This window comes from Streptomyces sp. NPDC090045 (genome assembly GCF_044747975.1).
Classification (GTDB): Bacteria; Actinomycetota; Actinomycetes; order Streptomycetales; family Streptomycetaceae; genus Streptomyces.
In genome coordinates this window covers 108076-128082 of sequence record NZ_JBIVFA010000001.1, presented here as the reverse complement: position 1 = coordinate 128082, position 20007 = coordinate 108076, and the positions used below count along the sequence as shown (strand labels likewise).

The 20007-nt window shown below is 69.9% G+C and carries 25 protein-coding genes, 1 tRNA gene and 1 riboswitch; of the genes, 10 read left to right on the top strand and 16 right to left on the bottom strand.

The genetic code is table 11. The features are described from left to right. Positions 1-117 precede the first annotated feature (117 nt). On the top strand, positions 118-2604 hold the full coding sequence (locus ACIPYQ_RS00570; protein WP_401244888.1) for a transglycosylase domain-containing protein: 2487 nt from the start codon (positions 118-120) through the stop codon (positions 2602-2604). A gap of 16 nt (positions 2605-2620) precedes the next feature. Here ACIPYQ_RS00570 and ACIPYQ_RS00565 read toward each other — a convergent pair whose 3' ends face one another. From ACIPYQ_RS00565 to ACIPYQ_RS00555, 3 genes are all read right to left on the bottom strand, one after another. Further along, positions 2621-2941, bottom strand: coding sequence for a multidrug efflux SMR transporter (locus tag ACIPYQ_RS00565; RefSeq protein WP_319728230.1), 321 nt, complete (start codon positions 2939-2941; stop codon positions 2621-2623). 31 nt (positions 2942-2972) lie between these two features. Continuing rightward, a riboswitch (guanidine-III (ykkC-III) riboswitch) is annotated at positions 2973-3042 on the bottom strand. A gap of 67 nt (positions 3043-3109) precedes the next feature. Then, positions 3110-3451 (bottom strand): co-chaperone GroES, encoded by a 342-nt coding sequence (locus tag ACIPYQ_RS00560; RefSeq protein ID WP_030009035.1) that lies wholly within the window; start codon positions 3449-3451, stop codon positions 3110-3112. Between the two features lie 43 nt (positions 3452-3494). Then, entirely contained in the window at positions 3495-3815 is a 321-nt protein-coding gene (locus tag ACIPYQ_RS00555) for a DUF3618 domain-containing protein (RefSeq protein ID WP_361768016.1), read from the bottom strand. A 105-nt stretch (positions 3816-3920) separates the two neighbouring features. Here ACIPYQ_RS00555 and bcp point away from each other — a divergent pair, with 105 nt between their 5' ends. The 3 genes from bcp (at position 3921) to ACIPYQ_RS00540 (ending at position 5272) form a co-directional block, all read left to right on the top strand. Then, the gene (gene bcp / locus ACIPYQ_RS00550; protein WP_401244886.1) at positions 3921-4388 is read left to right on the top strand and encodes a thioredoxin-dependent thiol peroxidase; all 468 of its coding nucleotides are present in this window, start codon (positions 3921-3923) and stop codon (positions 4386-4388) included. Between the two features lie 144 nt (positions 4389-4532). After that, entirely contained in the window at positions 4533-5186 is a 654-nt protein-coding gene (locus ACIPYQ_RS00545) for an HNH endonuclease (protein WP_401244884.1), read from the top strand. 11 nt (positions 5187-5197) lie between these two features. Continuing rightward, a tRNA-Leu gene (locus tag ACIPYQ_RS00540) sits at positions 5198-5272 on the top strand. Between the two features lie 57 nt (positions 5273-5329). Here ACIPYQ_RS00540 and rdgB read toward each other — a convergent pair. From rdgB to ACIPYQ_RS00520, 4 genes are all read right to left on the bottom strand, one after another. Then, a complete protein-coding gene (gene rdgB, locus ACIPYQ_RS00535; protein WP_401244882.1) occupies positions 5330-5944 on the bottom strand; it encodes an RdgB/HAM1 family non-canonical purine NTP pyrophosphatase in 615 nt (204 codons plus the stop codon). Positions 5945-5951: 7 nt separating this feature from the next. Then, entirely contained in the window at positions 5952-6332 is a 381-nt protein-coding gene (locus tag ACIPYQ_RS00530) for a hypothetical protein (protein ID WP_361768004.1), read from the bottom strand. A 116-nt stretch (positions 6333-6448) separates the two neighbouring features. Next, on the bottom strand, positions 6449-7174 hold the full coding sequence (gene rph, locus ACIPYQ_RS00525; protein ID WP_030717976.1) for a ribonuclease PH: 726 nt from the start codon (positions 7172-7174) through the stop codon (positions 6449-6451). Between the two features lie 95 nt (positions 7175-7269). Beyond that, positions 7270-7542 carry a PTS glucose/sucrose transporter subunit IIB gene (locus ACIPYQ_RS00520; RefSeq protein ID WP_361768001.1) on the bottom strand — a complete coding sequence of 91 codons (273 nt, stop codon included), beginning with the start codon at positions 7540-7542 and terminating at the stop codon, positions 7270-7272. A gap of 161 nt (positions 7543-7703) precedes the next feature. On the opposite strand from ACIPYQ_RS00520, the gene ACIPYQ_RS00515 reads away from it, so the two are divergent. Beyond that, positions 7704-9011 carry a PTS transporter subunit EIIC gene (locus ACIPYQ_RS00515; RefSeq protein ID WP_401244879.1) on the top strand — a complete coding sequence of 436 codons (1308 nt, stop codon included), beginning with the start codon at positions 7704-7706 and terminating at the stop codon, positions 9009-9011. Between the two features lie 309 nt (positions 9012-9320). After that, positions 9321-10547, top strand: coding sequence for a PTS transporter subunit EIIC (locus tag ACIPYQ_RS00510; protein ID WP_361768085.1), 1227 nt, complete (start codon positions 9321-9323; stop codon positions 10545-10547). A gap of 73 nt (positions 10548-10620) precedes the next feature. Here ACIPYQ_RS00510 and ACIPYQ_RS00505 read toward each other — a convergent pair whose 3' ends face one another. Continuing rightward, positions 10621-11373: an MBL fold metallo-hydrolase gene (locus tag ACIPYQ_RS00505; protein WP_401244877.1), complete on the bottom strand. Its 753-nt coding sequence runs from the start codon at positions 11371-11373 to the stop codon at positions 10621-10623. A 239-nt stretch (positions 11374-11612) separates the two neighbouring features. Here ACIPYQ_RS00505 and ACIPYQ_RS00500 point away from each other — a divergent pair, with 239 nt between their 5' ends. After that, the gene (locus tag ACIPYQ_RS00500; protein WP_361767992.1) at positions 11613-12032 is read left to right on the top strand and encodes a hypothetical protein; all 420 of its coding nucleotides are present in this window, start codon (positions 11613-11615) and stop codon (positions 12030-12032) included. Positions 12033-12037: 5 nt separating this feature from the next. Next, positions 12038-12385 (top strand): DUF488 domain-containing protein, encoded by a 348-nt coding sequence (locus ACIPYQ_RS00495; protein ID WP_401246063.1) that lies wholly within the window; start codon positions 12038-12040, stop codon positions 12383-12385. Between the two features lie 223 nt (positions 12386-12608). Here ACIPYQ_RS00495 and ACIPYQ_RS00490 read toward each other — a convergent pair whose 3' ends face one another. From ACIPYQ_RS00490 to clpS, 7 genes are all read right to left on the bottom strand, one after another. Next, positions 12609-13559: a cysteine synthase gene (locus tag ACIPYQ_RS00490; RefSeq protein ID WP_361770606.1), complete on the bottom strand. Its 951-nt coding sequence runs from the start codon at positions 13557-13559 to the stop codon at positions 12609-12611. Continuing rightward, positions 13559-13846, bottom strand: coding sequence for a MoaD/ThiS family protein (locus tag ACIPYQ_RS00485; RefSeq protein ID WP_319728248.1), 288 nt, complete (start codon positions 13844-13846; stop codon positions 13559-13561). The genes ACIPYQ_RS00490 and ACIPYQ_RS00485 overlap by 1 nt, the downstream gene beginning before the upstream one ends. Positions 13847-13935: 89 nt before the next feature. Further along, the gene (locus tag ACIPYQ_RS00480) at positions 13936-14043 is read right to left on the bottom strand and encodes a putative leader peptide (RefSeq protein ID WP_312847437.1); all 108 of its coding nucleotides are present in this window, start codon (positions 14041-14043) and stop codon (positions 13936-13938) included. A 77-nt stretch (positions 14044-14120) separates the two neighbouring features. Continuing rightward, positions 14121-14543, bottom strand: coding sequence for a Mov34/MPN/PAD-1 family protein (locus tag ACIPYQ_RS00475; protein ID WP_401244874.1), 423 nt, complete (start codon positions 14541-14543; stop codon positions 14121-14123). An 83-nt stretch (positions 14544-14626) separates the two neighbouring features. Beyond that, positions 14627-16081 carry an amino acid permease gene (locus tag ACIPYQ_RS00470; RefSeq protein ID WP_401244872.1) on the bottom strand — a complete coding sequence of 485 codons (1455 nt, stop codon included), beginning with the start codon at positions 16079-16081 and terminating at the stop codon, positions 14627-14629. 356 nt (positions 16082-16437) lie between these two features. Further along, positions 16438-17040, bottom strand: coding sequence for a DUF2017 domain-containing protein (locus ACIPYQ_RS00465; protein WP_327414240.1), 603 nt, complete (start codon positions 17038-17040; stop codon positions 16438-16440). Then, complete coding sequence (gene clpS, locus ACIPYQ_RS00460) at positions 17040-17354, bottom strand: ATP-dependent Clp protease adapter ClpS (RefSeq protein WP_319728254.1); 315 nt, start codon at positions 17352-17354, stop codon at positions 17040-17042. The genes ACIPYQ_RS00465 and clpS overlap by 1 nt, the downstream gene beginning before the upstream one ends. Before the next feature lie 80 nt (positions 17355-17434). Between clpS and ACIPYQ_RS00455 the strand changes: the two genes are divergently transcribed. Both ACIPYQ_RS00455 and ACIPYQ_RS00450 read left to right on the top strand, forming a co-directional pair. Beyond that, positions 17435-18763, top strand: coding sequence for a nicotinate phosphoribosyltransferase (locus ACIPYQ_RS00455; protein WP_401244869.1), 1329 nt, complete (start codon positions 17435-17437; stop codon positions 18761-18763). Positions 18764-18991: 228 nt separating this feature from the next. Beyond that, the gene (locus ACIPYQ_RS00450; RefSeq protein WP_401244867.1) at positions 18992-19627 is read left to right on the top strand and encodes an isochorismatase family protein; all 636 of its coding nucleotides are present in this window, start codon (positions 18992-18994) and stop codon (positions 19625-19627) included. A gap of 8 nt (positions 19628-19635) precedes the next feature. Here ACIPYQ_RS00450 and ACIPYQ_RS00445 read toward each other — a convergent pair whose 3' ends face one another. Beyond that, positions 19636-19938 (bottom strand): hypothetical protein, encoded by a 303-nt coding sequence (locus ACIPYQ_RS00445; RefSeq protein ID WP_401244865.1) that lies wholly within the window; start codon positions 19936-19938, stop codon positions 19636-19638. Positions 19939-20007: the final 69 nt, after the last annotated feature.

Here is a 20007-nt window from a genome sequence, read left to right as displayed (position 1 = left end):
CGGAGGGGCGATCCACGCGACCGATTTACGCCCGTCCGGAGCGGAAACACCGGCCATCGGGTAGACACCATGAGGTACAGAAGTGGATATTTTGAACGGCGTCGAGGAGTCCTGGAGATGAGCGACCAGTCACCACCCCCGGGCTGGACCCCTCGCGACCCGGACACCCCGCCCGAAGCACGGCAACCACGGGCGAACCAGGGGCCCCGCCGACCACCCGGTGAACGGCAGCCGGGGGACCGGCCGCAGCCCCGGCCGCAGCCGCAACCCGGCCCGCCCGCACCGGGGAAGGGGCCCCGCCGGAAGCGGACCGGCTGGCGCCGCCTCATCCCCACCTGGCGCATGGTCCTGGGCGCCGTCCTGCTCCTGGCCCTGCTCGTCGGCGGCGCCCTCATGGCCGGCTACCTGCTGGTCGACATCCCGCCGGCCAACGCCGCCGCCACCGCCCAGTCCAACGTCTATCTCTATTCCGACGGTTCCCAGATCGCCCGCGACGGCGAGGTCAACCGCGTCAACGTGCCGCTCTCCCAGATCCCGCGGACCGTGCAGGAGTCCGTACTGGCCGCCGAGGACCGGGACTTCTACTCCGAACGGGCGGTGGACCCCAAGGCGATGCTCCGCGCCGCCTGGAACACCGCGACCGGCAAGGGCACCCAGTCCGGCTCCACCATCACCCAGCAGTACGTCAAGAACTACTACCTGGGCCAGGAACAGACGATCAAACGCAAGGTCAAAGAGTTCTTCATCGCGATCAAACTCGGCCGCGAAAAGTCGAAGGACTACATCCTCGAGGGCTACCTGAACACCAGCTACTTCGGCCGCAACGCCTACGGCATCCAGGCCGCAGCCCAGGCCTACTACGGCAAGGACGTCAGCAACCTCACCACCGCCGAGGGCGCCTACCTCGCCACCCTCCTCAACTCCCCCAGCGCCTTCGACGTGGTCGCCCACCCCCAGAGCCGCCCCCGCGCCCTCGCCCGCTGGAACTACGTACTCGACGGCATGGTCAAGAAGGGCTGGCTGTCCGAGACCGAGCGCGCCGCGACGCAGTTCCCCGAGCCCGGCAAGGTCCGCGCGGCCGCCGGCCTGTCCGGCCAGCGCGGCTACCTGGTGGAGGCGATCAAGGACTACATCGTCGAGAACAAGATCCTCGACGACAAGACCCTCGCCGAGGGCGGCTACCGGATCACCTCCACCATCGACAAGCGCCGCCAGAACGCCTTCGTCGACGCCGTCGACGAACAGATGGTCGGCAAGCTCGACCCCGAAACGCGCAAGGCGGACCGGCTGGTGCGGGCCGGCGGGGTCTCCATCGACCCGGCCACCGGCAAGGTCGTCGCCATGTACGGCGGCATCGACTACACCAAGCAGTACGTCAACAACGCGACCCGGCACGACTACCAGGTCGCCTCCACCTTCAAGCCGTTCGTGTTCGCCTCCGCCGTCGAGAACGACTCCCGCACCCAGGACGGCCGCCGGATCACCCCGAACACCGTCTACAACGGCGACAACAGGCGCCCGGTCGTCGGCGGCCGGATCCGCTTCAACCCCGAGAACGAGGGCCAGGTCTCGTACGGGAACATCACCGTCAACACCGCCACCGACCTCTCCGTCAACGCCGTGTACGCACAGATGGTGGTCGACGTCGGCACCGGCAAGGTCAAGCGGACCGCCATCGACCTCGGCATCCCCGAGAACACCCCCAACTTCGTTCCGGGACCCGCCATGGCGCTCGGCACGATGCAGGCCAGCGTCCTGGACATGGCGCAGGCCTACACGACCCTCGCCGACCACGGCCGCCGCACCCCGTACACCTTCCTGGAGAAGATCACCAAGGGCGGCGACACGATCGGCCTGCCCGAGCGCACCCCCGTCCAGGCCATCAGCCGCGAGGCCGCCGACACCACCACCTCCATGCTGGTCAGCGTCGTGGACAACGGCACCGGTTCGGCGGCTCTCGCCGCCGGCCACCCGGCCGCCGGCAAGACCGGCACCGGCGAACTGGACCGCTCGGCCTGGTTCGCGGCCTACACCCCGAACCTCGTCACGGTCGTCTCGATGATGGGCCAGGACCCGGACACCGGAACCCTGCAGTCGCTCTACGGGGCCCTCGGCGAACCCCGTATTGGCGGTGGCGGCTATCCGGCCCGGATCTGGGCCGCGTACACGAAGACCGCCCTGGAGGGCACCGACCCCGTCGACTTCGACCTGGAACTCCAGCCGGGCGCGGCGCAGCCCCCGCCACCCTCCCCGGAATTCAACCCTCCGCAGGAGACGCCGGACGACGAGCTCACGCCCACGCCCCCGGTACGGCCGAGCCCGCCGACGGGCGGACAGACCGAGGGCGGCCGCGACAACGGCGGCCAGAACCAAGGGGGTCAGAACAACGGCGGCCAGAACCAGGGAGGACAGAACAACGGCGGTCAGGACAACGGAGGCCAGAGCCAGGGCGGTCAGGACAACGGGGGCCAGACGCAGGGCGGTCAGGACAACGGCGGCACCAGCCAGGGCACCCAGGGCACCCAGGGGGCGACGGGTACCCAGGGCGCCGACGGCGGGCCGGCCGATGGCCTGCGCCCTCCGCCGTCGGCGTTCCTCGAATGATCGCCGACCCGGGGGGTCAGTGACCGGAGGTCACCTTCAGCCCCACCACGGCGACCAGCAGCAGACAGATGAAGAAGATCCGGGAGGCGGTGACGGGCTCGCCCAGCACCGCCATGCCGAGCACGGCCGCGCCGGCGGCGCCGATGCCCACCCACACCCCGTACGCGGTACCGATGGGCAGGGTCTTCGCGGCGTAGGACAGCAGCACCATGCTGGCGACGATCCCGGCGCCCGTGAACACGCTGGGCCAGAGCCGGGTGAAGCCCTCGGTGAATTTCATGCCGATCGACCAGCCGACTTCGATCACACCGGCGACGACAAGAAGAACCCAGGCCATGACGGCACCTCCGAGACATCGAGCGATACGGGGTGCGTCGTCTTGTCGTACCCGGTACGGCGCGTCTCGTCGGGTTCTCCTCCACCGTAGCAAAGGGCAGCGAAAAGGGCCGGTGACAAAGGCCACCAGCCCTTTTCGGCTCAGCTCAGCTCGGTATCGCGCGCACGCTCACAGGTACAGGCCGGTGGAGTCCTCCGACCCCTCCAGCCGCTCGGCGGCCACGGCGTGCAGGTCCCGCTCGCGCATCAGCACGTACGTCGCGCCCCGCACCTCGACCTCGGCCCGGTCCTCGGGGTCGTACAGGACCCGGTCCCCGGGCTCGACCGTCCGTACGTTCTGCCCGACCGCGACCACCTCGGCCCAGGCCAGCCGCTTGCCCACCGCGGCCGTCGCCGGAATCAGGATGCCGCCGCCCGAGCGCCGCTCGCCCTCCGGCAGGTCGGACTTCACGAGCACGCGGTCGTGCAGCATGCGGATGGGCAGCTTGTCGTGGGTGGTGTTCTCGCTCACGACCCGAACCTACCTGCCCGCGCCCGTCCCGTGCCGCTCAGGGTCACGCGCGCCTGCGTCGTGCCGACAGGACAAGCACACCGACGAGGCCCACCGCGAGCAGGGCGACCGGCACGATCCGCTCGGGGCGCGGAGTCCCGTCGTCGTGGCGCAGGCTGTCCCGCAGATCCGTCACGACACGGTTCACCGTGGCGAAGGCCCGCCCGGCCGTGTGGTCGACGGTCGAGGCGACCTTGGCCCGCGCATCCCCGATGATCGTCTTCGGGTGCACGCGCACGCCGATCTCGTCGAGCGTCTCGGCGAGCTGCTCGCGGCGGCGGACGATGTCCGCCTCGATCTGTGCGGGAGTCCTGGCTTCGGGCACCGCGCTGCCTCCGTCGTCGTGGTCGGGTGGGGGGGTAGTCCCCGGTGAACAGTCTGTCAGCTTAGTCTCGAGACGTACCGATCCCCTCTTGAGGAGACTGTCCAGATGAGCGAGCGACTTCAGCCGGGCGACACCGCCCCCGCCTTCACCCTGCCCGACGCGGACGGCAACGAGGTCTCGCTCGCCGACCACAAGGGCCGCAAGGTGATCGTCTACTTCTACCCGGCCGCCCTGACCCCGGGCTGCACCAAGCAGGCCTGCGACTTCACGGACAATCTGGACGCCCTGGCCACGGCCGGCTACGACGTCATCGGCGTCTCCCCGGACAAGCCGGAGAAGCTGGCGAAGTTCCGCGAGAAGGAGAACCTGAAGGTCACCCTGGTCGGCGACCCGGAGAAGGAGACCCTGACGGCGTACGGCGCGTACGGCGAGAAGAAGCTGTACGGCAAGACGGTCACCGGGGTCATCCGCTCCACGGTGGTCGTCGACGAGGCGGGCAAGGTCGAGCACGCCTTCTACAACGTCAAGGCCACGGGCCACGTAGCCAAGATCATCAAGGACCTGAACATCTGACCCACCCGCGCCCGACGCAGCGGCCCGCCTCGAATCCGGGGCGGGCCGCTCCGCTTATCGGACGAAACCGGCCGTAACCGCCCGACCATCGGTCCGTTAGTCCGTACGAGGCCCGCACGCGCGGCCGAGGACGAGGGGGCAACGATGGCGGTCAGGTACACGCGGGAGCTGCTGGAAGAGGCAGCCCGCCAGACGAACAACTGGGACGACGCAGTCCAATGGTGTGGCGGCACCCCGAGCCCCGGCAGCAGGCGCTATCTGCGGGCGAAGATGCGGGAGGCCGGGGTCGACTGTTCTCATTTCCCGACGAAGTGGGCACGACACACGGAAGAGCGGCTCAGGGAGCTGGTGGCCGAGTCCGCATCCATCGCGGAGGTGGTCACCCGCCTCGGCATCAGCAACGTCGGGGGCAACCAGACCCACATCGCCCGCCGAGTCGCGACTCTCGGGATCGACACATCGCATTTCGGGGCTTCTCGGAGCCCTCGCCCAAGGGGAGCGCTGGGGCCGACGCTCTCGCTCAGGCAGCCACAGGACGGCAGGGTCCCGGGCGAACGGTTGCGGCGACAGCTGCTGAAGGCCGGCGTCCCGGATGAGTGCGCCGAGTGCGGCATCGGGGACGTCTGGCGCGGCCGCAGACTCGTCCTTGAGATCGATCACGTCAACGGCGACCGGCTGGACAACCGCCGGGGGAACCTGCGCTATTTGTGCCCCTCGTGCCACAGCCAGACTCCGACCTTCGCCAAGCCGTCGGGCAAGGCCATCCCTTCGCAACGAACTGCCGTCGACGACCAGTAAGGTGTTCGCACGGGTCCGTACCCCAGCTGGCCAGAGGGCGCCGGTTTAGGTCCGGTGTGTCGTGGGTTCGAGTCCCACCGGGCCCACGACGAACGGGCGGTGCTCCTCTCACGAGGAACACCGCCCGTCGGCGTATCCGCCCGTCAGGTCAGGAGGGCGCGGACGAACGGGACCAGGGCGCGGAAGGCCTGGCCTCGGTGGGAGATGGCGTTCTTTTCGGCCGGGGTGAGTTCCGCGCAGGTGCGGGAGTCGCCCAGGGGCTGGAGGATCGGGTCGTAGCCGAAGCCGCCCGTGCCGGACGGGGTGTGGCGGAGGGTGCCCAGGAGGCGGCCTTCGACGACGCGTTCCGTGCCGTCGGGGAGGGCGAGGGCGGCCGCGCAGAAGAAGTGCGCGCCGCGGTGCTCGTCCGCGATGTCCCCGAGCTGGGCCAGCAGGAGGTCGAGGTTGGCCTTGTCGTCTCCGTGCGTGCCGGCCCAGCGGGCCGAGAAGATGCCGGGGGCTCCGTTCAGGACGTCCACGCAGAGGCCGGAGTCGTCGGCGACCGCCGGGAGGCCGGTGGCCTGTGCGAGCGCGTGCGCCTTGAGGAGGGCGTTCTCGGCGAAGGTGACCCCGGTCTCCTTGACGTCCGGGATCTCCGGGTACGCGTCCGCGCCGACCAGCTCGTGCGGCAGGCCGGCTTCGGACAGGATGGCGTGGAGTTCGGAGACTTTGCCCGCGTTGCGGGTGGCCAGGATCAGGCGGCTGGGCGTCGAGGTCATGCGCCCATTATCCCGGGGTGCAGACCTTGGAGATCTCGCTGGCCGCGTCCGCGACCGGCTGGATGTCCGGGACGCTGTTGCCGCTCTCGATGGAGGTGCGGACGTTCTTCACGGCCGTGTTCATCGAGTCGATGGCCTTGCCCAGGTCGGCGTTGTCCGTCTGGTCGCCGATCTTCTTGAGGTTGGCCTCGATCTGGTCGAGCGCGTTCTTTGCGTCCTGCGGGCTGTTGCCGGCCTGGGAGACCGCCTGCTGGAGGTCGTTCGCGCCGTCGGTGATGGCCACCGCCGTGTTCGCGCAGTCCATCGCCGTGGAGATCGCGTCGCAGGAGGACAGGGCCGGGACGGTCAGTACGGCGGCCACGGCTATGGCCGCGATGCGGAGCTTCATGCGGTTCTCCCCGGGAGCAGGATTCGGATGCGTGGACGGGCGCACGGCTGTGACACCGTGCGCCCGTGTCTTGCTAGACGCCGGGCCGGGCCCGGCGGTTGCCGCCTCGGGTTCGCCTAGAGTTCGAGCGCGCCCAGCTGGATGGCTTCCAGGTCCGCGCAGCCGCCGGCGGCGAGGTCGAGGAGGGCGTTCAGTTCCTTGCGGTCGAAGGGCTCGCCCTCGGCGGTGCCCTGGACCTCGACGAAGCGGCCGTCGCCGGTGCAGACCACGTTCATGTCGGTCTCGGCGCGCACGTCCTCCTCGTAGCAGAGGTCGAGGAGCGGGACGCCGTCGACGATGCCGACGCTGACGGCGGCGACGGTGCCGGTGAGCGGCTTGCGGCCGGCCTTGATGAGCTTCTTCTGCTGGCCCCAGGCGACGGCGTCGGCGAGGGCGACGTAGGCGCCGGTGATGGCGGCGGTGCGGGTGCCGCCGTCGGCCTGGAGGACGTCGCAGTCCAGGACGATGGTGTTCTCGCCGAGGGCCTTGTAGTCGATGACGGCGCGCAGCGAGCGGCCGATGAGGCGGGAGATCTCGTGGGTGCGGCCGCCGATCTTGCCGCGGACGGATTCGCGGTCGCCGCGGGTGTTGGTGGAGCGCGGCAGCATCGAGTACTCGGAGGTGACCCAGCCTTCGCCGCTGCCCTTGCGCCAGCGCGGGACGCCTTCGGTGAAGGAGGCGGTGCAGAAGACCTTGGTGTCTCCGAAGGAGATGAGGACGGAGCCCTCGGCGTGCTTGCTCCATCCGCGTTCGATGGTGACCGGGCGGAGCTGTTCGGGCGTACGGCCGTCGATGCGAGACATGGCTCCGAGCCTAGTCCCTGCGGGGGAACGCGAAGACCCCGTCCGGGTGGTTCCGGGACGGGGTCCGCCGCGCACATGGCCCTAATGGGTCCGGGTCACATCATGTCTTCGATGTCGGCGGCGATCGGGTCGGCGTCGGTGCCGATGACGACCTGGATCGCGGTGCCCATCTTGACGACGCCGTGGGCGCCGGCGGCCTTCAGCGCGGCCTCGTCGACGAGGTCGGGGTTGACGACCTCGGTGCGCAGGCGGGTGATGCAGCCCTCGACCTCTTCGATGTTGTCGATGCCGCCGAGCCCGGCGACGATCTTCTCAGCCTTGGTGGCCATGTGTTTCTCCCTGAGTTCTACGAAGAACGACCTGCGCAATCCGCTTTGTCACGGTAACGCACGGTTGGCCCATCTACACGAGCGCATGACCTGGGTCTGCCGAATCATGACGATCAGCAGCAGCCTGCCACCGCGACTGGTCTACACCAGTGTGCCGCACGTGCTGCCCCTGCCAAAACGGGCCGTTCAGGGAGACGCCGATGAGTGCGAGCAGCGCCGCAGCAGCAGCACCGCAGCAGCGGAAGTGGTGGAGCGGCTTGTACCCGGGGCTGCAGAAGATGGGGCGGAGCCTGCAGCTGCCGATCGCGGTGCTGCCCGCGGCCGGGCTCCTCAACGGGCTCGGGCAGCCCGGCGTCTTCGGCGAGGAGGGCCTGGGCTGGACCATCGTGTCCAGGGTGATGGTGGCGGCGGGCGGCGCGCTGCTGAACGCGGACCTCGGCCTGCCGCTGCTCTTCTGCATCGGCGTCGCAATCGGCATGGCCAAGAAGGCCGACGGCTCGACGGCCCTCGCGGCGGTGGCGGGCTTCCTCGTCTACCGGGGCGTGCTGCACGCCTTCCCCAATACCTGCCCGGTCGGCACCAGGGACATCGGCGGCGGCTGCCTGGGGCCGAACGACACCTTCGTGGAGTTCACATACCAGAACCCCGGAGTGTTCGGCGGCATCATCATGGGCCTGCTCTCCGCCTGGTTCTGGCAGCGCTTCCACCGGGTCAAGCTGGTCGACTGGCTGGGCTTCTTCAACGGCCGCCGGCTGGTCCCGATCATCATGTCGTTCGTGGCGATCGGGTTCGCGGCGCTCTGCCTGTGGGTCTGGCCGCCGGTCGGCAGCGCGCTGGAGAGCTTCTCCGACTGGCTGGTGGGGCTGGGTTCCTGGGGTGCCGGAATCTTCGGTGTCGCCAACCGCGCGCTGCTGGTGATCGGCCTGCACCAGTTCCTGAACGTTCCGGTGTGGTTCCAGTTCGGCAGCTACACCAAGCCGGACGGAGAGACGCTGCACGGTGACATCAACATGTTCCTGGCGGGCGACCCGAACGCGGGGCTGTTCCTGACCGGCTTCTTCCCGATCATGATGTTCGCGCTTCCGGCGGCGGCGCTGGCGATCACCCACTGCGCGAAGCCGGCCCGGCGCAAGGAGGTCGGCGGCCTGATGCTGTCGGTGGCCCTGACGTCCTTCGTCACCGGCATCACCGAGCCGCTGGAGTACTCGTTCCTCTTCGTGGCGCCGGTGCTGTACGCGATCCACGCGGTGCTGACGGGTGTGTCGATGGCGGTGACGTGGGGCCTGGGCGTCCACGACGGCTTCAGCTTCTCGGCGGGTCTGATCGACTACGTCATCAACTTCGGCCTGGCGACGAAGCCCTTGCTGATCATTCCGATCGGCCTGTGTTTCGCGGTGGTGTACTACGTCGTCTTCCGCTTCGCGATCACCAAGTTCGACATCCCGACTCCGGGGCGCGAGTCGGACGAGGAGATCGCGGCGATGCAGGCGGAGACCATCAAGGCCTGAGCCTCCCGGCAGGGTGGGAACGCGGTCCGTCAAGGGCCCTCGGATCACGATCCGGGGGCCCTTCGGCATACCCCGGGATATGTGATCCAGGCCACAGGAAATCGAAGGTTCCTTATCTAACCCTCACCGTGTTACAACTGGTCTACACCACAATTGGTGTAGACCACGAGGCGCGTTCGAGCCCCCGTGTATCCCCCCTTTCTAAGACGTCGCCGTCCCCGTTTCCCCCTGGCGGCGCCTTGCCCACTGGAGGACCTTGTGACCACGGCTGCCGCCCCCGCGGCCGAGAAGAAGAAGGGCGCTGGCGTGATGGCCGTCATGCAGCGCATCGGCCGGAGCCTCATGCTCCCCGTGGCCGTGCTGCCCGCCGGCGCGCTCCTGCTCCGCCTGGGCGCGGACGACATGCTCGGCGACAAGGACGTCTTCCCGACCTTCGTCCTGAAGATCGCCGGTTACATGGCGGCCGGCGGTGGCGCGATCCTCGACAACATGGCGCTGCTGTTCGCCGTGGGCATCGCGATCGGCTTCGCCAAGAAGTCGGACGGCTCCACCGCCCTCGCCGCCGTCACCGGTTACTTGGTCTTCCAGAAGGTCCTCGCGACCTTCACCGACAGCAACCTGCCCAAGGTCGCCAAGGTCGTCGGCGGCAAGATCGTCAACGTGGACGCCCCGGTCAACGCGGGTGTGCTCGGCGGTGTCGTGATGGGCATCATCACCGCCCTGCTCTACCAGAAGTTCTACCGGACCAAGCTGCCGGACTGGGCGGGCTTCTTCGGCGGCCGCCGCCTCGTCCCGATCCTCTCCGCCCTGGCGGGTCTGGCCACCGGTGTCGTCTTCGGTCTCATCTGGCCGGTCCTCGGCACGGGTCTGCACAACTTCGGTGAGTGGCTGACCGGTTCCGGCGCCGTCGGTGCGGGCATCTTCGGTGTCGCCAACCGTGCGCTCATCCCGATCGGCATGCACCACCTGCTGAACTCCTTCCCCTGGTTCCAGGCCGGCTCCTTCGACACCCCGACCGGCGCCGTCCACGGTGACATCGGCCGCTTCCTCGCCGGTGACCCGACCGCCGGACAGTTCATGACCGGCTTCTTCCCGATCATGATGTTCGCCCTCCCGGCGGCCTGCCTCGCGATCGTGCACTGCGCCCGCCCCGAGCGCCGCAAGGTCGTCGGCGGCATGATGCTCTCCCTCGCGCTCACCTCCTTCGTCACCGGTGTGACCGAGCCGATCGAGTTCACCTTCATGTTCATCGCCCCGGTGCTGTACGCGATCCACGCGGTGCTGACCGGTATCTCGATGGCCCTGACCTGGTCCCTGGGCATGCGCGACGGCTTCGGCTTCTCGGCCGGCCTCGTCGACTTCCTGCTGAACCTGGGCATCGCGGAGAAGCCGTGGATGCTCGCGGGCGTCGGCCTCTGCTTCGCGGTGGTCTACTACGCCGTCTTCCGCTTCGCGATCATCAAGTGGAACCTCCCCACCCCGGGCCGCGAGTCCGACGAGGAGCTCGCCGAGCTGCTGAAGGCCGAGGCCAAGTAGGCAGTCCCGTACGCACGAAGGAGCCCCCGCTCTCCCGGAAGGGAGGGCGGGGGCTTCCGCGTGTTCCGGTGCGTCAGACCTCGTAGACCGCGCCCGCGTACGCCAGGTCGACCCGGCCGTCGTAGACCGCGCGGGCGTCGGCGAGGTTCTGCGCCGCGTCCGTCCACGGCGGGATGTGGGTGAGGACGAGCCGGCCTACGTCGCCGCCGCGCGCGTACTCGCCGGCCTCGCGCCCGTTCAGGTGGAGGTCCGGGATGTCCTCCTTGCCGTGCGTGAAGGAGGCCTCGCAGAGGAAGAGGTCGGCACCGTCGGCGAGCAGCCCCAGCTCGGGGCAGGCGCCGGTGTCCCCGGAGTACGTGAGCGAGCGTCCGCCGTGCTCGATGCGGATGCCGTACGACTCGACGGGGTGGGCGACCCGCTCGGTACGGATCTGGAACGGCCCGATCTCGAAGTTCCCGGACTTCAGGGTGCGGAAGTCGAAGACCTCGCTCATCGAGCGCTCGTCGGGGACGTCGTCGTAGGCGGTGGTCAGGCGGCGCTCGGTGCCCTCGGGCCCGTAGACGGGGATGGTGCCGCAGCGGCCGCCCTCGTGCCGGTAGAAACGGGCGACGAAGTACGCGCACATGTCGATGCAGTGGTCGGCGTGCAGATGGCTCAGGAAGATCGCGTCGAGGTCGTAGAGGCCGCAGTGGCGCTGAAGATCGCCGAGGGCGCCGTTGCCCATGTCGAGAAGCAGCCGGAAGCCGTCGGCCTCGACGAGGTAGCTCGAACAGGCCGATTCCGCGGACGGGAACGACCCCGAACAGCCGACGACGGTGAGCTTCATGGAGCGTGAACCTCCGTGGACGGTCCGTGGACGGAATGCGGGCCGTGCGTGCGTCGAGCGTAAGGCGCGAAACGTCCGGTCGCTCCTCCGCGGCGGGCCGTTGTGGGGGAAGTCACCGCCTGCACCACTCATACCCAGTAATGGTGAGCGGTCAGGTGTACGGGCCTAGAGCAGAGTGCCCATGCCGCCGTGCGGCCGCGCCGGGTGCCGGGTGCCGGTGGCGCGGCTACGGTCGAGACATGGACACGTCCTGGTGGCCCGCGGTCGCTGCGGTCGTGGCCGTGGCGCTGGTGGTGCTGGTCGCCGGTGGACGGCTGGGGCTCCCCCGCCGGGCCCCGTCGGCGCACGGGTCCGGCCCGCCGCCGCACCCGCGCGCCGGCGAGCTGTGGTCCCTGGCGGACGGCCGTACGTGTCTGGTCCTGGCGGTCGAGTCGGTACGGGGCCACCGGGCGCGGGTCGCGTGGATCACCGGGAAGTACGACGACCGGCGGGCCGGGGTGATCCCGCTGCCCCCGGGGACGGTGGGGGCGCAGGGCCGGGCGGCCTTCCTTGAGGCGGACCGGCCGGAGGAGGTGTCGCTGTGGGATTTCCGGACGCGGCGGGGGGTACTGGACCCGGCGGTGTGGGACGAGATCAAGGGACTGGGAGGCGGGCGGTGAAGCCGGTGATCCGCTTGCGGCGCGTGTACGACGCGCCGGAGCCGGGCGCGGACGGGGTACGGGTGCTCGTGGACCGGCTCTGGCCGCGGGGCCTGGCGAAGGAGGCGGCGGGGGTGGACGAGTGGCCGAAGGCGGTCACGCCGTCGAACGAGCTGCGCAAGTGGTTCCACGGGGGTGGCTCGGCGGGGGAGTTCCGCGAGCGGTACCTCGCGGAGCTGGCGGGGCCGGAGGCGGTGGCGGAGCTGGCGCAGCTCCGGTCGCTGGCCTCGGCGGGCCCGCTCACCCTTCTGACCGCGGTCAAGGACCCGGCCGCCAGCCACGCGGCCGTGCTCGCCGAGCTCCTGTCCGCCTGACCGGGCTCCGCCCGGGCCCGGTCCTCAAGCGCCGGACGGGCTTGATGGTGCCCGGCGCCACTACACGACGCTCCGCGCCCGCGCCTCAAACGCCGGCGGGGCTGATTTTCAGCCTCGCCGGCGTTTGAGGCGCGGGGTCTGGGGCGGAGCCCCAGGAGGCGGCGCTGCGCGTGCTCGGCCGCGTACCCCCCGGCAGATCCCAGCGGCGGCGGACCGGCAGGGGCTACGCCCAGAGTTGGCCCTGGAGGACCTCGATGGCCTCTTCCGTGGTCGCGGCCGTGTAGACGCCGGTCGAGAGGTACTTCCAGCCGCCGTCGGCCACGACGAAGACGATGTCCGCCGTTTCGCCCGCGGCCACCGCCTTGCGGCCGACGCCGATCGCCGCGTGCAGGGCGGCTCCCGTGGAGACGCCCGCGAAGATCCCCTCCTGCTGCAGCAGCTCCCGCGTGCGGGTCACCGCGTCCGCCGAGCCCACCGAGAAGCGGGTCGTCAGGACCGAGGCGTCGTACAGCTCGGGGACGAAGCCCTCGTCGAGGTTGCGCAGCCCGTACACCAGGTCGTCGTACCTCGGCTCCGCCGCGACGATCTTCACTCCGGGGACGTTCTCGCGCAGGTAGCGGCCGACGCCCATCAGGGTGCCGGTCGTGCCGAGGCCCGCCACGAAGTGGGTGATCGACGGGAGGTCGGCGAGGATCTCCGGGCCCGTGGTGGCGTAGTGCGCGCCCGCGTTGTCCGGGTTGCCGTACTGGTAGAGCATCACCCAGTCGGGGTGCTCGGCGGCCAGTTCCTTGGCCACCCGGACGGCCGTGTTCGAGCCGCCGGCGGCCGGCGACGAGATGATCTCGGCTCCCCACATGGCCAGCAGGTCGCGCCGCTCCTGGCTGGTGTTCTCCGGCATCACGCACACGATGCGGTAGCCCTTGAGCTTGGCCGCCATCGCCAGCGAGATGCCGGTGTTGCCCGAGGTCGGCTCCAGGATGGTGCAGCCGGGGTACAGCCGGCCGTCCTTCTCGGCCTGCTCGACCATGTGGAGCGCGGGGCGGTCCTTGATCGAGCCGGTCGGGTTGCGGTCCTCCAGCTTGGCCCAGATGCGGACGTCGTCCGAGGGCGACAGCCGGGGCAGCCGGACCAGCGGCGTGTTGCCGACCGCGGCCAGCGGGGAGTCGTAGCGCATTACTTCGATCCGCCGGCCACGGCCGGGAGAATGGTGACGCTGTCGCCGTCCTTGAGCGCGGTGGAGATGCCGTCGAGGAAGCGGACGTCCTCGTCGTTGAGGTAGACGTTCACGAAGCGGCGCAGCTCGCCGCCCTTGGCGTCGTCAACGATGCGCTCCTGGATGCCCTTGTGACGGGTCTCCAGGTCGGCGAAGAGGTCGGCGAGGGTCGCGCCCTCACCGGAGACGGCCTTCTCGCCTTCGGTGTAGGTGCGGAGGATGGTGGGGATGCGGACCTCGATGGCCATGGCTGTCTCCAGTCGTCAGGGCGTGGGCAGGGGCGTGAGAACGTGCGGCGCGCGGTTCGTCGGCCCTCCGCGCAGAGGGGCTCTGGTGCTCAGACGGCAGGACAGATGGCGCTGGCGAGGCGGCACAGGTCGACGTGCAGCCGCGCCACGAGCAGCAGCCTGCCGGGCGTCTCGATGCTCACGTCGTGGGAAACCATGCGGTCATGTTAACGATTCCCGGTCCCGGGTTTGGAGTGTGATCCCGCATCGTGGACGCCAACTGCTCGCATGATGGTCAGTAGGCCTCGACGACCTGCACTTCTTCCTCGGTGATCACGCCATCGACGATCCGGTACGAGCGGAACTGGAACTCTCCGAGGCCGTCCTCGTCCGCCGTCGAGACGAGGACGTAGTGCGCGCCCGGCTCGTTCGCGTACGTGACGTCGGTGCGCGAGGGGTAGGCCTCGGTGGCGGTGTGCGAGTGGTAGACGATCACCGGCTCCTCGTCGCGGTCGTCCAGTTCGCGGTAGAGCTTCAGCAGATCCTTCGAGTCGAACTCGTAGAACGTGGGCGAGCGGGCCGCGTTGAGCATCGGGATGAACCGCTCGGGGCGGCCGGTGCCGGCCGGACCCGCCACGACGCCGCACGCCTCGTCGGGGTGGTCCTGGCGGGCGTGCTTGACGATCTGTTCGTACAGGTCCTGGGTGAGGGTCAGCATGAGCGACAGGATAAGCAGACGGGCCCCCGCGTACCGAGGAGTGGTACGCGGGGGCCCGAATGCTGGACAGGGGGTGCGTGGCGTCAGACGTCCACGCTCAGCGAGACCTTCACGGAGGTGTCGCCGCCCTGGCCGCGGTTCTTGGAGAACAGGTAGGCGAGACCCAGGATCAGGCCCCACAGCGGGGCGCAGTACAGCGAGACGCGGGCGTCCTTGTCGGCGCCCATCATCACGATGACCATGCCGATGAAGGCCAGGGCGAACCAGCTGGTGTACGGGGCGCCGGGCGCGCGGAACGCGGACTGCGGCAGCTCGCCGCGGTCGGCCTTGCCCCGGTAGCGGATCTGGCAGACCAGGATCATGATCCAGGCCCACATGCCGGAGATGGTGGCGAAGGAGACGACGTAGTCGAAGGCCTTGCCCGGGGCGACGTAGTTGATCCAGACGCCCACCAGCATCAGCGCGGCGGAGAAGGTGGTGCCGATGAGCGGGGTGCCGCTCTTGGTGAGCTTGGTGAAGACCTTCGGGCCCTGGCCGTTGAGCGCGAGGTCGCGCAGCATGCGGCCGGTGGAGTACATGCCCGAGTTGCAGGAGGACAGGGCCGCGGTCAGCACCACGAAGTTGACGATCGCGGCGCCGATGCCGAGGCCCATGCGCTCGAAGGCGGCGACGAAGGGCGAGACGCCGGGCTGGAAGTGCGTCCACGGGACGACCGACAGGATCATGATCAGTGCGCCGACGTAGAAGACGGCGATGCGCCACGGCACGGTGTTGATGGCCTTGGGCAGGGTCTTCTCGGGGTCCTTGGACTCGCCGGCGGTGACGCCGACCAGCTCGACCGCGAGGAAGGCGAACATGACGATCTGCAGGGTCATCAGCGTGCCGCCGATGCCCTTGGGGAAGAAGCCGCCGTCGTTCCACAGGTTGGTGACGGTGGCGGTGTCGGCCGCGTCGGAGAAGCCGATGGTGAGGATGCCGGCGCAGATCAGGATCATGCCGACGATGGCGGTGACCTTGACCATGGAGAACCAGAACTCCAGCTCACCGAAGAGCTTCACGGAGATCAGGTTGGCGGCGTAGAGGATGACCGTGAAGATCAGCGCGTAGGCCCACTGCGGGAAGCTGTCGTGGGTCCAGTACGACATGTACTGCGCGGCGGCCGTGACCTCGGTGATGCCGGTGACCACCCAGAACAGCCAGTACGTCCAGCCGGTGACGTATCCCCAGAACGGGCCCAGGAACTCGCGGGCGTAGTCCGAGAAGGAGCCGGAGACGGGGCGGTACATGAGCAGCTCGCCCAGGGCCCGCATGATGAAGAAGATGACCAGGCCCGCGATGGCGTAGGCCAGGATCAGGCTGGGGCCGGCCTTGGAGATCGCCTTGCCGGCGCCCAGGAACAGGCCGGTGCCGATGGCTCCGCCGATCGCGATCATCTGGATCTGCCGGGCGCCGAGCGTGCGGTGGTAACCCTCGCCGCCCTCGCCGCCGGCGCCCTCGCCGGGCGTCTTGTCGTGCTGCTCGACCTGCACAGAGGTCATGTCTGGTGCGCCTTTCTCCACGCCGACCCGCGCCTTGACTGGCTGCGGATCGGGTCCTCGATCCCCCCGGATACGGATGGAGTTGCACGCCGGCGGTCAGCCGGTCCAAGCGAGCCGGGGGACATGGGTGGCGTCCCTTCGGCAGTCGTGAAGATTTATCACGTGCTTACGGCTTCCCGAGGGGGAGAAAAGTGGCGCAGGGCACCAAAAATTCAGGACAAAGGCGCGGGAATGGATCAGATCACCGCATGGCGGTGATCTGATCGTTATCCGGATTTGAGCGTCCGCTGAGCGAACGGTGTACCCACTTGAGGATCTTCAGAGGATCTTCGGCGGGCCCGGCGCGCCTCAGCGGGTCACAGCGTCTCGATGAGCGTCTCCTGCAGCCCGCCCAGCCAGAGGTACGCCATCACCATCGGCTTGCGCGGGTCGTCGTCCGGCAGCCGGAACAGCGCCGCGCTCTCGTCGTCCTCGGTGATGTCGAGGCGGGCCGCGAGGGTCAGGCGCAGGTCGTTGAGCGCGCCGAGCCAGCGCAGCGGCAGCTCCCCGGTCAGCTCCAGCACCGCCGCCCCGTCACCGGCCGGGGTGAGCCCGTCCAGGCTGCGTACGACGGCCAGCGCGTCCTCCCGCTTGCGGGTGCGCAGGTCGTTCTCGGTGAAGCGGCGGAACTCCGCCGAGTGGGCCCGCAGCTCCTCCGGGTCCTCCTTGGGTCCCGGCCCGTCCGGGCCTCCGTAGGCGTCGGGGAAGAGCCGGGCCAGCGCCGGGTCGGTCGGGGGCTCGGAGGGACCCTCGGCGAACAGCGCGGCGAGCGGGTCGGCGTCCTCGGCGGGCTCCGGCTCGCCGGGGCCGATCAGTTCGAGCATCTGGACGGCCAGGGAGCGCAGGATGGAGATCTCGATCTCGTCGAGCGCGATGGCGGCGCCGCCGCCGCCCTTCAGGGGCTGGAACGTGCCGCCCATCAGGTGCGGTCCTGGGAGAGGGTCGCCCACAGGCCGTAGCCGTGCATGGCCTGCACGTCGCGCTCCATTTCCTCGCGGGTGCCGCTGGACACGACCGCCCGCCCCTTGTGGTGGACATCGAGCATCAGCTTGTGCGCCACGTCCTTCGAATAGCCGAAGTACGCCTGGAACACGTACGCCACGTAGCTCATGAGGTTGACCGGGTCGTTGTGCACCAGGGTCACCCAGGGGACGTCGGGTTCGGGTACCGCGAAGGTCTCTTCGGCCGATTCGGTGCGTTCGATCTCTACAGGAGCAACACTCACTTGTCCCATGCTGCCACCGCCGGGGGCCCGTCGCACAAACGGGTCGCACATCTCGTCACTTTGACGAAATGTGCGCTAGCATCCGTGACATGAACCCTGCGGACCTGGGCCTGCCGGTGGACGTGCCGTCGACAGCGCTCTTCACGGACCATTACGAGCTCACGATGCTGCAGGCCGCCCTGGCCAACGGCACCGCCGACCGCCGCTCGGTCTTCGAGGTCTTCACCCGGCGGCTGCCCGAGGGGCGCCGTTACGGGGTGGTCGCGGGAACCGGGCGGGTGCTGGACGCGGTGGAGAACTTCCGCTTCGACAGCGCGGTGCTGGAGTTCCTGCGCGAGCGGGCCGTCGTCGACATGCGGACCCTGGACTGGCTGGCCTCGTACCGCTTCTCCGGCGACATCTGGGGCTACCCGGAGGGGGAGGTCTACTTCCCCGGGTCGCCGATCCTGCGGGTGGAGGGCAGCTTCGCGGAGTGCGTGCTGCTGGAGACCGTGATCCTGTCGATCCTCAACCACGACTCGGCGATCGCCGCGGCCGCCTCCCGGATGTCCTCGGCGGCGGGCGACCGCCCGCTGATCGAGATGGGCGCGCGGCGCACGCACGAACTGGCGGCGGTGGCCGCCTCGCGGGCCGCGTACGTGGGCGGCTTCGCCTCCACCTCGGACCTGGCGGCCGGCTTCCGGTACGGGATCCCCACGGTCGGCACGAGCGCGCACGCCTTCACGCTGGTGCACGACAGCGAGCGGGACGCCTTCACCGCGCAAGTGGCCTCGCTGGGGCGGGGCACCACCCTCCTGGTGGACACCTACGACGTGGCCGAGGCCGTCCGCACCGCCGTCGAGGTGGCCGGCACCGACCTGGGCGCGGTCCGGATCGACTCCGGTGACCTGCTGCTGGTCGCCCACCGGGTGCGGCAGCAGCTGGACGAGCTGGGGGCGACCGCGACGAAGATCGTGGTCACCTCGGACCTGGACGAGTACGCCATCGCCTCGCTGGCGGCGGCGCCGGTGGACGCGTACGGCGTGGGCACGCAGCTCGTGACGGGCAGCGGGCACCCGACGTGCTCGATGGTCTACAAGCTGGTGGCGCGGGCCACCTCGGCGGACCCGAAGGCGGCGCTGGCCCCGGTGGCCAAGAAGTCCACGGGAGGCAAGACCTCCATCGGCGGCCGCAAGTGGGCGGCGCGGCGGGTGGACGCGGAGGGCGTCGCCGAGGCCGAGGTCGTCGGGACCGGGCCGGTCCCGTCGGCCCTGGCCGACCACCAGCTGCTGACCCAGCTGGTCAAGGCCGGCGAGGTGATCGCGCGCGAGCCGCTGGAGGCCGCGCGCGAGCGGCACCGCGCCGCCCGGGCGAGCCTGCCGCTCTCGGCGACGCAGCTCTCCCGCGGCGAGGCCGTGCTCCCCACGGAATACGCGTAGCCGGGGCCGCCTGCCAAGCGCGGCTGAAAGACCGGGGCTCCGCCCCGCACCCCGCGCCTCAAACGCCGGCGAGGCTGGATGTTTCAGCCTCGCCGGCGTTTGAGGCGCGGCGCGGAGCGCCGTAGGGGTCTGGGGCGGAGCCCCAGTTTCGGGAAGGGGCGGGGTGGGGGAAGAGCCTCCCGCAGGGCCGCCCGCCGCAGCACACCATCAAGCCGAAGGGCACGCGAAATGCACCGCGCACTGATCGTCGTCGACGTACAGAACGACTTCTGCGAAGGCGGCAGCCTCGCGGTCACCGGCGGAGCCGACGTCGCCGCCGCCGTCACCGAGTACATCGGCCAGGCCACGCCCGCGTACCGGCACGTCGTCGCCACCCGGGACCACCACATCGATCCCGGTGCCCACTTCGCGCACCCCCCGGCGGAGCCGGACTTCGAGACCTCCTGGCCCGTGCACTGCGTCGCCGGGACCGAGGGGGTGGGCTTCCACCCGAACTTCGCCCCCGCCGTGGCCTCGGGCGCCGTCGCCGCCGTCTTCGACAAGGGCGCGTACGAGGCCGCGTACAGCGGCTTCGAGGGCGCCGACGAGAACGGGGCGACGCTCGGCCAGTGGCTGCGGGACCGGCAGGTCACCGAGGTGGACGTGGTCGGGATCGCCACCGATCACTGCGTCCGGGCCACCGCCCTCGACGCCGCCCGCGCCGGCTTCGGCACCCGGGTCCTGCTGGACCTGACGGCCGCCGTCGCCCCGCACACCACCGCACGGGCCCTGGAGGAGCTCCGTGCGGCGGGGGTGACCCTGGTGAGCCACAAGGCGGGCCGGGACGGCCAGGACGGCCACGAGGGCGGCCAGGAGCCGTCCTAGGTGCCGCCCTAGGTCCCCAGCAGGGCCCGGATGGGGTGCCAGAGCTCCTGCGCGCGGTCGGGCGCGCCGCGCCACAGCAGGCCGTCCGGATGGTGCAGGACGGCCGTGACCTCGTCGGGCGTCGGCGGGTGCGCGTTGCCCCGCAGGTACACCGCCCGCATCCCGAGGTTCCGCAGCCTGGTCAGGGCGCGGGCCCGGTTCGCGGCGTGCACCAGAACGCGGACATTTCCACCTTCTCCGCACGGCCTAGGCAGCACGAGCGCTACGACCACGCTGCCGCCTGGCAATCTGACGAAACCTCCACCGGGCATGGCTGTCATCTCCCCCGTCAATAAGAAACTCGTACCGGGCATCTAAACGCGATCGGCCGCCGCCCGCTA

Excerpts from the sequence above, each read along its gene's own strand:
- rph (WP_030717976.1), bottom strand. The coding sequence starts at position 7,174 with ATGTCTCGCATCGACGGCCGTACGCCCGAACAGCTCCGCCCGGTCACC.
- clpS (WP_319728254.1), bottom strand. The coding sequence starts at position 17,354 with ATGGGACAAGTGAGTGTTGCTCCTGTAGAGATCGAACGCACCGAATCG.
- ACIPYQ_RS00570 (WP_401244888.1), top strand. The coding sequence starts at position 118 with ATGAGCGACCAGTCACCACCCCCGGGCTGGACCCCTCGCGACCCGGAC.
- ACIPYQ_RS00505 (WP_401244877.1), bottom strand. The coding sequence starts at position 11,373 with ATGAAGCTCACCGTCGTCGGCTGTTCGGGGTCGTTCCCGTCCGCGGAA.
- bcp (WP_401244886.1), top strand. The coding sequence starts at position 3,921 with ATGAGCGAGCGACTTCAGCCGGGCGACACCGCCCCCGCCTTCACCCTG.
- ACIPYQ_RS00530 (WP_361768004.1), bottom strand. The coding sequence starts at position 6,332 with ATGAAGCTCCGCATCGCGGCCATAGCCGTGGCCGCCGTACTGACCGTC.
- ACIPYQ_RS00455 (WP_401244869.1), top strand. The coding sequence starts at position 17,435 with ATGAACCCTGCGGACCTGGGCCTGCCGGTGGACGTGCCGTCGACAGCG.
- ACIPYQ_RS00510 (WP_361768085.1), top strand. The coding sequence starts at position 9,321 with ATGGCCGTCATGCAGCGCATCGGCCGGAGCCTCATGCTCCCCGTGGCC.
- ACIPYQ_RS00565 (WP_319728230.1), bottom strand. The coding sequence starts at position 2,941 with ATGGCCTGGGTTCTTCTTGTCGTCGCCGGTGTGATCGAAGTCGGCTGG.
- ACIPYQ_RS00485 (WP_319728248.1), bottom strand. The coding sequence starts at position 13,846 with ATGGCCATCGAGGTCCGCATCCCCACCATCCTCCGCACCTACACCGAA.
- ACIPYQ_RS00490 (WP_361770606.1), bottom strand. The coding sequence starts at position 13,559 with ATGCGCTACGACTCCCCGCTGGCCGCGGTCGGCAACACGCCGCTGGTC.
- ACIPYQ_RS00445 (WP_401244865.1), bottom strand. The coding sequence starts at position 19,938 with ATGCCCGGTGGAGGTTTCGTCAGATTGCCAGGCGGCAGCGTGGTCGTA.
- ACIPYQ_RS00480 (WP_312847437.1), bottom strand. The coding sequence starts at position 14,043 with ATGGTTTCCCACGACGTGAGCATCGAGACGCCCGGCAGGCTGCTGCTC.
- ACIPYQ_RS00465 (WP_327414240.1), bottom strand. The coding sequence starts at position 17,040 with ATGGGCGGCACGTTCCAGCCCCTGAAGGGCGGCGGCGGCGCCGCCATC.
- rdgB (WP_401244882.1), bottom strand. The coding sequence starts at position 5,944 with ATGACCTCGACGCCCAGCCGCCTGATCCTGGCCACCCGCAACGCGGGC.
- ACIPYQ_RS00450 (WP_401244867.1), top strand. The coding sequence starts at position 18,992 with ATGCACCGCGCACTGATCGTCGTCGACGTACAGAACGACTTCTGCGAA.
- ACIPYQ_RS00545 (WP_401244884.1), top strand. The coding sequence starts at position 4,533 with ATGGCGGTCAGGTACACGCGGGAGCTGCTGGAAGAGGCAGCCCGCCAG.
- ACIPYQ_RS00515 (WP_401244879.1), top strand. The coding sequence starts at position 7,704 with ATGAGTGCGAGCAGCGCCGCAGCAGCAGCACCGCAGCAGCGGAAGTGG.
- ACIPYQ_RS00475 (WP_401244874.1), bottom strand. The coding sequence starts at position 14,543 with ATGCTGACCCTCACCCAGGACCTGTACGAACAGATCGTCAAGCACGCC.
- ACIPYQ_RS00470 (WP_401244872.1), bottom strand. The coding sequence starts at position 16,081 with ATGACCTCTGTGCAGGTCGAGCAGCACGACAAGACGCCCGGCGAGGGC.
- ACIPYQ_RS00500 (WP_361767992.1), top strand. The coding sequence starts at position 11,613 with ATGGACACGTCCTGGTGGCCCGCGGTCGCTGCGGTCGTGGCCGTGGCG.